Genomic DNA, 11,727 nt, shown 5'->3' with positions numbered 1-11,727 from the left:
TCTGGCTCATGCGGTGGCGGCAGCCGTCCACGGCGGGCCGGGTGACCGCGTGGCTGCTCGGGCCGGCCCCGCGGCCGTGGCGGGTGGTCTCCGCCGGGATCCTGCTGTTCATCGCCGTCTCCACGAGCCTGCGGGCGAACTGGGGCTCCGACAACGCCTTCGTGGTGAAGGCCGCGCGGACGCTGCTGGACGGCGGCTCGCCGTACGAGGACAAGCGGTTCCTGTACCTGCCCAGCGCGGTGCTGATGGCGGTGCCCGAGGCGTTGCTGCCGCGTGAGGTGCTGCGCTGGCTGCTTCCGGCCGGGATGTCGGGGCTGCTGGGCGCGGGCTGGCTGGCCGCGCTGAAGCTGTTCTCGGTGCCGCTGTGCTCGCGGCTGGCGGTGGGCGGGTTCGCGGTGCTGGCCCTGGCCCACAAGCCGTACGTGAACCTGGTGCTGATCGGGAACTGGACGGCGGTCTCGGCGGCCGCGCTGCCCGGCGCGCTGCTGCTCGCGCACCGGGGGCGGTGGGGGGCGGCCGGCCTGGTGGTGGGGCTGGCGATCGCCTGCAAGCCGATGCTCGTGCCGATCGGGCTGCTGTTCCTGCTGGCCCGGCGGTGGCGGGGGCTGGCGGTGGCGGTGCTGGTGCCGCTGGGGATGTCGCTGGCGGGGGCGCTGGTGATGCCGAGCCCGTCGCTGTTCTTCACCAAGACGCTGCCGTTCCTCTTCCAGGGGCAGGACTCCTACGCGCTGCCCTGGGACGCCTCGCCGATCGCGGTGCTGCCGCGGCTGGGGGTGCCCCAGCCGGTGGCGGTGGCGGTGGCCTTCGCGGGGGCGGGGGCCGGGCTGTGGGCGGCGTGGACGCGCTGGCGCCGGCCGGACCCGGAGGGTGACGGGGGGGAGCTGCGGCTCGTGGAGACGGCCTGCATGGTGATGCTCGCCGCATTTCTGGTCTCCCGGCCCTCCTTCGACCACTACCTGCTGGTGGTGCTGCCGCTGCTGCTGGCCTCGGGGGTGCGGCCGGGGTCGATGCCCCGCTCGCCCTGGTTCTGGCTGGCCCTGACGCCCCAGATGGCGCTGGTTCCGTGGCCGGACGAGCTGGCCCGCAAACGGCGTGCGTTCAAGGACTGCGCCACCCTCTGCGGGCTGGCGGGTCTGCTGGTGCGTCGTGCACTGGTCTCCGGTCGGGTTACTCTGGAACCCGTAACAACTGCGGGGTCCCCACCCAGGACCGAACCGGAGTGCGCCGCGACGCCAGCAGAATCGGCATCGCGGACCGCGTTTTGACCCGTACGGGTCTGCTTGGGTATCCTGCTGGTTTGTTATGCGTATTGGCTTTCTCATTCTCACGTGAAAGGGCCTTACGCCGGTCCACCGGACCGATGACCAGCGGTTCACACGGGTTGCGTCCCTGATGTGAACGAGGGCTGTCGTGATCGTCCGTGGTGACCCTGTCAGGACCCTTCCCGCGGGGCTCGCGCCCTATGGGATGACCCACCACTGAAGAAGCGAAGGCATACGCGTGCGTACGTACAGCCCCAAGCCCGGCGACATCTCGCGCCAGTGGCTCGTCATCGACGCCCAGGACGTCGTCCTCGGCCGTCTGGCGACCCAGGCCGCTGCCCTCCTCAAGGGCAAGCACAAGCCGACCTACGCCCCCCACATGGACATGGGCGACTTCGTCATCATCATCAACGCCGACAAGGTTCACCTGTCCGGCAACAAGGCTTCCCAGAAGATGGCGTACCGCCACTCCGGTTTCCCGGGCGGTCTGCGTTCGGTGCGCTACGACGACCTCCTGGCGAACAACCCGGAGAAGGCCGTCGAGAAGGCCGTCAAGGGCATGCTCCCCAAGAACACCCTGGGCCGTCAGATGCTCTCGAAGCTGAAGGTCTACTCGGGCGACCAGCACCCGCACGCTGCCCAGCAGCCGGTGCCGTTCGAGATCACCCAGGTCGCGCAGTAGTTCCGGCCACCCCCTAAGACGTAGAGAATTCTGAGGAGCATCGTGGCCGAGACCACCGCCGAGACCCCCGTCGACGAGTTCGAGGGCGTCGAGGAGTACACCACCGAGTCGGACGTCGTCGTCGAGGGCGACTACACCTCCGAGTCGCTTGCCGGTCGCTTCGGTGACCCCCAGCCGGCCGCCGGCCTGGGTCGTCGCAAGAACGCCATCGCCCGCGTCCGGATCGTTCCGGGCACCGGCAAGTGGAAGATCAACGGTCGCACCCTTGAGGACTACTTCCCCAACAAGGTGCACCAGCAGGAAGTCAACGAGCCCTTCAAGCTCCTCGAGCTTGACGGCCGCTACGACGTCATCGCCCGCATCTCGGGTGGCGGCGTCTCCGGTCAGGCCGGCGCCCTGCGCCTCGGCGTGGCCCGCGCGCTGAACGAGGCGGACGTGGACAACAACCGCCCGGCGCTGAAGAAGGCCGGCTTCCTCTCCCGCGACGACCGTGCGGTCGAGCGCAAGAAGGCCGGTCTCAAGAAGGCCCGTAAGGCTCCGCAGTACAGCAAGCGTTAATCTGCGCCTGCTGTTCAGCAACGAAACCGCCCCGGCAGCACTCTCTGTGCTGTCGGGGCGGTTCGTTTACCGCCAAAAGCGGCAAACAACTGTCACTAGCGGTCACCAAGCGAAGCTTGAACTCGGGAGGACAACAGTGGGACGACTCTTCGGGACGGACGGTGTACGAGGCGTCGCCAACGCGGATCTGACGGCTGAGCTCGCGCTCGGCCTCTCCGTGGCGGCCGCACATGTACTGGCCGAGGCGGGCACCTTCGAGGGCCACCGGCCCACCGCGGTGGTCGGCCGCGACCCCCGCGCGTCGGGCGAGTTCCTGGAGGCGGCGGTCGTCGCCGGCCTCGCCAGCGCCGGCGTGGACGTCCTGCGCGTCGGTGTGCTGCCCACCCCGGCGGTGGCGTATCTCACCGGTGCGCTGGGTGCCGACCTCGGCGTGATGCTCTCCGCGAGCCACAACGCCATGCCCGACAACGGCATCAAGTTCTTCGCGCGCGGCGGTCACAAGCTCGCCGACGAGCTGGAGGACCGCATCGAGTCCGTGTACGAGGAGCACCGCACGGGCGCGCCCTGGCAGCGTCCGACCGGCTCCGGCGTCGGCCGCGTCTCCGACTACGACGAGGGCTTCGACAAGTACGTCGCGCACCTCATCGGGGTGCTCCCCAACCGCCTCGACGGCCTGAAGGTCGTCCTGGACGAGGCCCACGGCGCGGCCGCGTTCGTCTCGCCCGAGGCCTTCACCCGGGCCGGCGCGGAGGTCGTCACGATCGGCGCCGAGCCCGACGGCCTGAACATCAACGACGGCTGCGGCTCCACCCACCTGGGCCTGCTGAAGCAGGCCGTGGTCGAGCACGGCGCCGCCTTCGGCATCGCGCACGACGGCGACGCGGACCGCTGCCTGGCGGTGGACGGCTCCGGGGCCGAGGTCGACGGCGACCAGATCCTCGCGGTCCTGGCGCTGGCCATGCGCGAGGCCGGGCAGCTGCGCGGGAACACCGTGGTCGGCACCGTGATGTCCAACCTGGGCTTCAAGCTCGCCATGGAGGCCGAGGGCATCCAGGTCGTGCAGACCGGCGTCGGCGACCGGTACGTGCTGGAGTCGATGAAGGAGCACGGCTACGCCCTGGGCGGCGAGCAGTCCGGCCACGTGATCATCCTCGACCACGCGACGACCGGCGACGGCACCCTGACCGGCCTGATGCTGGCGGCGCGCGTCGCGGCCACCGGGCGCACGCTGGCCGACCTCGCCGGGGTCATGCAGCGGCTGCCGCAGATCCTGATCAACGTCCCGGACGTCGACAAGTCCCGCGTCGCCACCTCGGGCGAGCTGGCCGCGGCCGTCGCCGACGCCGAGCGCGAGCTGGGCTCCACCGGCCGGGTGCTGCTGCGCCCGTCCGGCACCGAGCCCCTCGTCCGCGTGATGGTGGAGGCCGCCGACATCGAGCAGGCCCGCACGGTCGCCGGGCGGCTCGCGGACGCCGTGAAGTCGGCGCTCGGCTAGACAGGGCCTCAGGCGCCCCCGCTCCCTCGTGGCGCACCCGGTCGGCGGATCATCCGCGCGTGCTGGGTGCGCCACAGGAGTTTCCAGCCGATGAGGGTCAGCGAGCCGGAGACGATGATGCCGAGCAGGTTCAGCAGCAGCTGCTCCGCCGAGCCCCACATCTGGCCGAACTCCCCGTAGCTCAGCGCCACGGCCGCGTTCGCGCCGGCCGGGACGGTGGTCACGGAGATCGCCACCCCCACCAGCGCCCCCGACTTCGCCGACGTCAGCGACAGCATCCCGGCCACGCCGGCGAGCACCGCGACGACGAAGGAGAACGGGTCGGGCTGCCAGATGAAGCTGGTGTTGGGCCGCGGCCTGTCGAGCATCCCCGGATGGAACAGGCCGAGCGCGTCCATGGCCAGGCTGAACACGGTCGTCGCCACGATCGCGGCGGCGAAGCCGACCAGCAGTGCGATCAGCGAGCGCCACGCCGCCTTCGGGGCGCGCTGCACCAGCCCCGTGCAGATCCCTGCGAGCGGCCCGAACTCGGGGCCGACGGCCATCGCGCCGACGATCAGGATCGCGTTGTCCAGGACCACACCGCAGGCCGCGATCATCGTGGCGACGATCATGAAGGCGCTGTAGGTGATCGTGAGGGTCGACTCCTCGTGCGTGGACTCGGCGAGCTGCTCCCAGATCACCGCGTCCGCGGCCTCGCCCGGGGCCTCCTCCTCCGCCTCGTCGGCACGCGTGGAGATGGAGAGGTCGATGTTCTCGACCGCGATGGACCCGGTCCGGCCGAGTCCGAGGGAGCGCATCTCCTGGAGCAGCTCGTCGGCGGACTCGCGCGCCACGTCGCACAGCACCAGGTCGCCCTCGGGATCGCGGGCGGCGCCCTCCAGTACGACCAGATGGGTGGTGCCGACGGTCTGCCCGATCAGCTCCACCACCCGCTCGGTGAGGTGGTGCGGGGAGATCATCCTCAGGTGCAGCATGGCCGCACCATAGCCACTACAGCTTGCGCAGGCTCAGCTTCTGCACCTTGTGGTCGGGTCCCTTGCGCACGACGAGGGTGGCGCGGCCGCGGGTGGGGGCCACGTTCTCCAGCAGGTTGGGCTTGTTGATGGTCCGCCACATCGTCTGCGCGTACTCCAGGGCCTCCTCCTCGGAGACCTGGGTGTACCTGCGGAAGTAGGAGAACGGGTTCTGGAACGCGGTCTCGCGCAGCTTCCGGAACCGGTTGAGGTACCAGCGCTCGATGTCCTCGGCGCGCGCGTCCACGTACACGCTGAAGTCGAAGTAGTCGGCGAGGCCGACGCGGGTACGGCCGTCCTTGCCGGGCAGCGCGGGCTGCAGGACGTTGAGGCCCTCGACGATGAGGATGTCCGGGCGGCGCACGACGAGCTGCTCGCCCGGCACGATGTCGTAGATCAGGTGCGAGTAGACCGGGGCCTTGACCTCGTCCTTGCCCGCCTTGATGTCGGCGACGAAGCGGGTCAGCGCCCGGCGGTCGTAGGACTCCGGGAAGCCCTTGCGGGAGGTCAGGCCGCGGCGCTGGAGCTCCTTCATCGGGTACAGGAAGCCGTCCGTGGTGACCAGCTCGACGCGGGGGTGCTCGGGCCAGCGGGCCAGGAGCGCCTGGAGCAGACGGGCCACGGTGGACTTGCCGACGGCGACGGAGCCGGCGACGCCTATGACGAAGGGGGTGCCCTGCTGGGCGCCGTGGCCGTTGCCGGCGTCGCCGAGGAAGGTGTTCAGGGTCCCGCGGAGGTTGCTGGTGGCGCCGACGTACAGGTTCAGCAGGCGGGAGAGCGGCAGGTACACGTCCCGCACCTCGTCGAGGTCGATGACGTCGCCCAGGCCCCGCAGCCGCTCCACCTCCTCGGCGGTCAGAGGCAGCGGGGTCCGCTCGCGCAGGGCGCTCCACTCGGCCCGGGTGAGGTCGACGTACGGAGACGGGTCCTGGGCCCGGCGGGGACCGGGGCGCTCCGTTGCGCGGTCCGGCGTACAACGCGTCGGCGAGGTGATCACACCGCCATTGTCGGGGCTGCGGGGCGCTCGTGGGTGGTGGGGTCGGTCACGTGGCGGGCGGGGCCCCGGCGGGTTGTGCACGAGTACGTATCGATCGGAGGCCCGAGCGGTCTCGTGCGCATCACGATTCGGCCCTTGCGCCGGGAACGCCGATCAGGTGATCGAATGAGTCGTACATTGAATATCGCCGCGACGTCGACCAGCGTCCCGGCGCTGTTCTGCTTTTCCTGGGGGGAAGTCTTCGTGGGTACGAATCATGTCCGTCGTGCTGTCCTGGCCGCGTCCGCGGTGTCGCTGAGCCTGCTCGCGACGGCCTGCGGATCGGGCGACGCCGACGCGAAGGGCGGCGCCGCGGCCGACGCGAAGACGGGTGCGTCCGCGTCCGCCCGCACGGGGAAGTCGGCCGCCGAGCTGACCCCGCTGCTGGTGACCCAGGCGGACCTGCCGCAGTACAAGGTCGTGCCGGACACCCCGAAGGACGACCCGGCGCGCGAGGTCGACTCCGACAAGCCCGCGTGCAAGGCGCTGGTCCAGCTCCAGGGTGCCGTCCCGATCGGCGCCCCCTCGGGCACGGCGATGGTCTCGGTCATGGAGAAGCCGAAGCCGGTGGGTGCGGGGGCGACCCTGGAGGAGCAGATCGACGCGCTCAAGGACAGCGCGGGCGTGTCGGGGACCTCGGTCGACCTCGGCTCCTACGACGCCAAGGGCGCCGAGGAGGCGTTCAAGACGCTGAAGACCGCGAGCGCGCAGTGCGCGGGCGGGTACCAGTCCATCGACGGGGCCAGGACCGTCAAGGTCGAGAAGGTCCTGCCCTCCGCCCCCGTCGCGGGCGGCGACGAGTCGCTGGCGTTCCAGCTGGTGGTGGACCTCAAGGGCGGTCAGAAGGGCAGCATGCAGTTCGTGATCGTCCGCAAGGGCAGCACGCTGGTCACCTTCGACGGCCTGAGCGTGACCGGTGAGGCCGCCCAGCCGCCGAAGGCGGTCATGGAGGCCCAGCTCAAGAGACTCGGATGAGAGGCGTCCGCGCGCGGCGCGCGGCCGCACTGGGCGCCTCGGCGGTCTCCGGTCTGACGCTGGCCCTGCTGGCCACCGGATGCGGGACCGCCCGGCCGGGCATGGTGCTGGAGATCGTGCCGGCGGAACTGCCCGCCGGCGCGGCCGGCCATGCGTTGAAGGGCAAGGGGCAGGAGCCCCCGGCCCGGCTGATCGTGGCGCAGGGGGACCTGGCGGACCACAGGGTCAGCCCCGAGGGGGCGGACAGCGCCCTGGTGAGCGTGGACCGGCCGGAGTGCCGGGAGCTGGCCTACGCGGCCACCGGATTCCTGCCGACCGGGCGGACCGGGTGGGCCAAGGCGTCGGTTGTCGCCGTACCGGCGCCGCTGCCGCAGGACGCCACGGAACGCCAGAAGCGGGCCGCCGCCCAGGACGCCGCCAGCTCCACCGTGACGGTGGTGACCCTCGGCTCGTACGCGGAGAACGCGGCCGGCGGGCACTTCGCCGGGGTGCGGGCAGCGGGCGAGGCCTGCACGGCCGGCTACTCCGCGACGGCGAACGGGGAGACCGTCAAGGTGACGCGGGTCGTCCCGCACGCCGCGCACGGCGGTGACGAGGCGGTCGGCTACACGGTGGAGGCCGAGCACGACGGCGAACACCGCACCACCGAGGTCGTGGTGGTGCGCAAGGGCGGCACGCTCGCGAACTTCGTGGCCGGCCGGACCTCCGGGGCGGCGGAGCTCGCGGCTCCGGTGGTCGAGGCGCAGCTGCGCAAGCTGGGCTGAGGGCCGTCGAACGACGGATTCGAAAACATCGTCAACCCCGCTCCGGTGGATTCGCCGGGGCGGGGTTTTCGTCTTGTTCGGGTACGGGGCAGAGGGGCGGCCACGGCGTACGCTGCCGCCTATGTGCGGAATTGTGGGTTACGTAGGGGCGCAGTCTGCGCTCGATGTGGTCATCGCCGGACTGAAGCGGCTGGAGTACCGCGGCTACGACTCGGCCGGGGTCGCCGTGCTCGCCGACGGGGTGCTCGCCAACGTCAAGAAGGCCGGAAAGCTCGTCAACCTGGAGAAGGAGCTGGTCACCCGGCCGCTGCCGGCCGGCTCCACGGGCCTGGGGCACACCCGGTGGGCGACCCACGGCGGGCCCACCGACGTCAACGCCCACCCCCACCTGGACAACTCCGGCCGGGTGGCGGTCGTGCACAACGGCATCATCGAGAACTTCGCCGAGCTGCGCGCCGAACTCGCCGAGCGGGGACACCGGCTGGAGTCCGAGACGGACACCGAGGTGGTGGCGCACCTGCTGGCCGAGCGCTTCGAGGCGGTCGGCGGCGCCGGGGGAGGCGGCCTCGCGGAGGCGATGCGGCAGGTGTGCCGGCGGCTGGAGGGCGCGTTCACCCTGGTCGCCGTGCACGCCGACGAGCCGGACGTGGTGGTCGGCGCGCGCCGGAACTCCCCCCTGGTGGTGGGCGTTGGAGAGGGCGAGAACTTCCTCGCCTCGGACGTGGCCGCGTTCATCGCCCACACCCGGTCCGCGATCGAGCTGGGGCAGGACCAGGTCGTCGAACTCCGCCGCGACGGGGTCACGGTGACCGGCTTCGACGGTGCGCCCGCGACCGTGCGGGCGTACCACGTGGACTGGGACGCCTCGGCGGCCGAGAAGGGGGGCTATGACTACTTCATGCTCAAGGAGATCGCCGAGCAGCCGAAGGCCGTCGCCGACACGCTGCTGGGCAGGATCGACGCGAGCGGCCTGCTGACCCTGGACGAGGTGCGCATTCCCGCCTCGGTGCTCCGGGAGGTCGACAAGGTCGTGATCGTGGCCTGCGGTACGGCCTACCACGCGGGCATGATCGCGAAGCTGGCCATCGAGCACTGGACCCGCATCCCGTGCGAGACGGAGCTGGCCAGCGAGTTCCGCTACCGCGATCCGATCCTCGACCAGCGGACGCTGGTGATCGCGATCTCGCAGTCCGGCGAGACCATGGACACCCTGATGGCGCTGCGGCACGCGCGCGAGCAGGGTGCCAAGGTGCTGGCCGTCTGCAATACGAACGGTTCGACCATCCCCCGCGAATCGGACGCCGTGCTGTACACGCACGCCGGTCCGGAGGTGGCCGTCGCCTCCACGAAGGCGTTCCTGACGCAGCTGGTCGCCTGCTACCTCGTCGCGCTGTACCTCGGGCAGGTGCGGGGGACGAAGTGGGGCGACGAGATCCGGGCGGTGATCCGGGAGCTGTCGGACATCGCCGCGGCGGTGGACACCGTACTGGAGACGATGGAGCCGGTACGCGCCCTGGCGCGCTCCCTCGCCGACAAGGACACCGTCCTCTTCCTCGGCCGCCACGTCGGGTACCCGGTGGCGCTGGAGGGTGCGCTCAAGCTCAAGGAGCTGGCGTACATGCACGCCGAGGGCTTCGCGGCGGGCGAGCTCAAGCACGGGCCGATCGCGCTGATCGAGAAGGACCTGCCGGTGGTGGTCGTCGTGCCGTCGCCGCGCGGGCGTTCGGTCCTGCACGACAAGATCGTCTCGAACATCCAGGAGATCCGGGCGCGCGGGGCGCGGACCATCGTGATCGCGGAGGAGGGTGACGAGGCCGTGGTCCCGTACGCCGACCACCTGATCCGGATCCCGGCGACCCCGACGCTGCTCCAGCCGCTGGTGGCGACGGTGCCTCTCCAGGTGTTCGCGTGCGAGCTGGCGACCGCGCGGGGCAACGAGGTGGACCAGCCGCGTAATCTCGCGAAGTCGGTGACCGTGGAGTGAGCGAAGCGAACGGAGCGGGTCGCCGACCGTGGGACGCAGTGGTGGCCGTGGAGTGGTTGGGGTTGTGTGGTGATTGTCGGAGTGGGGATTGACGTTGCCGAGATCGAGCGGTTCGGCGCGGCACTGGAGCGGACGCCGCAGATGGCCCAGCGCCTCTTCCTCGAATCCGAGTTGACGCTGCCGAGCGGCGAGCGGCGCGGTACCGCCTCGCTCGCCGCCCGGTTCGCGGCCAAGGAAGCCCTGGCCAAGGCCCTGGGTGCGCCCGCCGGGCTGCTGTGGACCGACGCCGAGGTGTACGTCGAGGACACCGGGCAGCCCCGGCTGCGGGTGTCCGGGACGGTCGAGGCGCGGGCGCGGGCGCTCGGGGTGAAGTCCTGGCACATCTCGCTCAGCCATGACGCCGGCGTCGCGTCGGCGGTGGTGATCGCCGAAGGTTAGTCCATGCGTACTGCCTACAGCGTGGAGACCGTACGGGCCGCCGAGCGCGAGCTGATGGCCGGGCTGCCGGAGGGCGCCCTGATGGCCCGGGCGGCGGCCGGACTGGCCGCCGTGTGCGCGGAGTTGCTGGCGCGGAGCCGCGGCCGGGTCTACGGGTCCCGGGTCGTGCTGCTGGCCGGGCCCGGGGACAACGGCGGCGACGCGCTGTACGCGGGCGCCCGGCTGGCGCGGCGCGGGGCCGCGGTGACGGCGGTGCCGATGGACCCGGAGCGGATCCACCCGGGCGGGCTGGCCGCGCTCCGGGCCGCCGGGGGACGGGTCGCGGAGTCGGTCCCCGCGCGGGCGGACCTCGTACTGGACGGGCTCACCGGGATCGGCGGCCGGGGCGGGCTGCGGCCCGCGGCGGCCGCGCTGGCGGAGCGGATCCCGGAGGGGGCGCTCGTGGTCGCGGTGGACCTGCCGAGCGGGGTCGACGCGGACACCGGGGAGGTCGCCGGCCCGGCGGTGTCGGCCGACGTGACGGTCACCTTCGGCGCGTACAAGCCCGGCCTGCTGATCGACCCCGGGGCCTCGCGGGCGGGCGCGCTGCGGCTCGTCCCCATCGGGCTGGAGCCGCCGGCCCCGGCGGAGCTGGAGGCGCTCCAGAACGCCGACGTGGCGCGGCTGCTCCCGGTGCCGGGGGCGTCGAGCGACAAGTACCGCCGGGGCGTGGTCGGGGTCGTCGCCGGTTCGGAGCAGTACCCGGGCGCGGCCGTGCTCGCCGTGGCGGGTGCGCTGCGGGGCGGTGCGGGCGCGGTGCGGTACGTGGGCCCGGCCGCGGACGCCGTGCTGGTGCGGTACCCGGAGGTGCTGGTCGGGCGGGGGCGGGTGCAGGCCTGGGTGGTCGGCCCCGGGCTGGGGTCCGGGCGGGCCGCCGAGGTCGAACGGGCCCTGGCCGACCGGGACGTGCCCGTGCTGGTCGACGCGGACGGGCTGCGCGGGCTGGACCCGGCGGTGGTGCGTTCACGCCGGGCGGCGACCCTGCTGACGCCGCACGCGGGGGAGGCGGCGGCGCTGCTGGGGGTGGCGCGGGAGGCGGTGGAGGCGGGGCGGCTGGCCGCGGTGCGGGAACTGGCGGGGCGGTACGGGGCGGCGGTGCTGCTGAAGGGGTCGACGACGCTGGTCGCCTCCGGCGGGGGTGGGGGCGGGGTCGTACGGGTGAATCCGACGGGTACGCCGTGGCTGGCGACCGCGGGGAGCGGGGACGTGCTGTCCGGGCTGGCGGGGGCGCTGCTGGCGGGCGGGCTGTCGGGGGTCGACGCGGGGTCGGTGGGTGCGTACCTGCACGGGCTGGCCGGGCGGTTGGCCGCCGGGGGCGCGCCGGTGGTGGCGCAGGAGGTGGCGGCCGCGCTGCCGGAGGCGTGGCGGTCGGTGCGCGGCTGACCCCGGCCGGGCGGGGCCGCTGCGCGGGCTCGCTCCCCGCCCCGCCCTTCGCCCGCTCCCCAGGGGTTCCGCCCCCGGACCCCCGCGCCTCGAAC

Annotated in this window: 11 protein-coding genes; 9 read left to right on the top strand and 2 right to left on the bottom strand. The window is 72.4% G+C overall.

Features of this window, described 5'->3' with window-relative positions; translation table 11 throughout:
- The first annotated feature begins 8 nt into the window (after positions 1–8).
- The 4 genes from ACZ597_RS04800 (at position 9) to glmM (ending at position 3,997) form a co-directional block, all read left to right on the top strand.
- Complete coding sequence (locus ACZ597_RS04800) at positions 9–1,265, top strand: glycosyltransferase family 87 protein (protein ID WP_471324935.1); 1,257 nt, start codon at positions 9–11, stop codon at positions 1,263–1,265.
- Between the two features lie 235 nt (positions 1,266–1,500).
- The gene (gene rplM / locus ACZ597_RS04795; protein WP_362460589.1) at positions 1,501–1,944 is read left to right on the top strand and encodes a 50S ribosomal protein L13; all 444 of its coding nucleotides are present in this window, start codon (positions 1,501–1,503) and stop codon (positions 1,942–1,944) included.
- Positions 1,945–1,986: 42 nt separating this feature from the next.
- A complete protein-coding gene (gene rpsI / locus ACZ597_RS04790) occupies positions 1,987–2,502 on the top strand; it encodes a 30S ribosomal protein S9 (protein ID WP_045945298.1) in 516 nt (171 codons plus the stop codon).
- A 136-nt stretch (positions 2,503–2,638) separates the two neighbouring features.
- The gene (gene glmM, locus ACZ597_RS04785) at positions 2,639–3,997 is read left to right on the top strand and encodes a phosphoglucosamine mutase (RefSeq protein WP_471324933.1); all 1,359 of its coding nucleotides are present in this window, start codon (positions 2,639–2,641) and stop codon (positions 3,995–3,997) included.
- 8 nt (positions 3,998–4,005) lie between these two features.
- Here glmM and ACZ597_RS04780 read toward each other — a convergent pair whose 3' ends face one another.
- Together ACZ597_RS04780 and coaA are read right to left on the bottom strand one after the other, a co-directional pair.
- The gene (locus ACZ597_RS04780; RefSeq protein WP_471324930.1) at positions 4,006–4,974 is read right to left on the bottom strand and encodes a DUF389 domain-containing protein; all 969 of its coding nucleotides are present in this window, start codon (positions 4,972–4,974) and stop codon (positions 4,006–4,008) included.
- Between the two features lie 16 nt (positions 4,975–4,990).
- Positions 4,991–6,010 (bottom strand): type I pantothenate kinase, encoded by a 1,020-nt coding sequence (gene coaA / locus ACZ597_RS04775; protein ID WP_471324928.1) that lies wholly within the window; start codon positions 6,008–6,010, stop codon positions 4,991–4,993.
- Between the two features lie 243 nt (positions 6,011–6,253).
- Between coaA and ACZ597_RS04770 the strand changes: the two genes are divergently transcribed.
- From ACZ597_RS04770 to ACZ597_RS04750, 5 genes are all read left to right on the top strand, one after another.
- Positions 6,254–7,024 carry a hypothetical protein gene (locus tag ACZ597_RS04770; RefSeq protein WP_471324924.1) on the top strand — a complete coding sequence of 257 codons (771 nt, stop codon included), beginning with the start codon at positions 6,254–6,256 and terminating at the stop codon, positions 7,022–7,024.
- Positions 7,021–7,788: a hypothetical protein gene (locus tag ACZ597_RS04765; RefSeq protein WP_471324921.1), complete on the top strand. Its 768-nt coding sequence runs from the start codon at positions 7,021–7,023 to the stop codon at positions 7,786–7,788. The genes ACZ597_RS04770 and ACZ597_RS04765 overlap by 4 nt, the downstream gene beginning before the upstream one ends.
- Positions 7,789–7,909: 121 nt before the next feature.
- A complete protein-coding gene (gene glmS / locus ACZ597_RS04760) occupies positions 7,910–9,772 on the top strand; it encodes a glutamine--fructose-6-phosphate transaminase (isomerizing) (protein ID WP_471324919.1) in 1,863 nt (620 codons plus the stop codon).
- Positions 9,773–9,838: 66 nt separating this feature from the next.
- A complete protein-coding gene (locus tag ACZ597_RS04755; RefSeq protein ID WP_471324917.1) occupies positions 9,839–10,210 on the top strand; it encodes a holo-ACP synthase in 372 nt (123 codons plus the stop codon).
- A gap of 3 nt (positions 10,211–10,213) precedes the next feature.
- Positions 10,214–11,632 carry an NAD(P)H-hydrate dehydratase gene (locus ACZ597_RS04750; protein WP_471324914.1) on the top strand — a complete coding sequence of 473 codons (1,419 nt, stop codon included), beginning with the start codon at positions 10,214–10,216 and terminating at the stop codon, positions 11,630–11,632.
- Positions 11,633–11,727 lie beyond the last annotated feature (95 nt).

Source organism: Streptomyces sp. NPDC040718 (assembly GCF_055593565.1).
The sequence above is the reverse complement of the archived record's forward strand: the minus strand, read 5'-3'. Positions and strand labels throughout refer to the sequence as shown.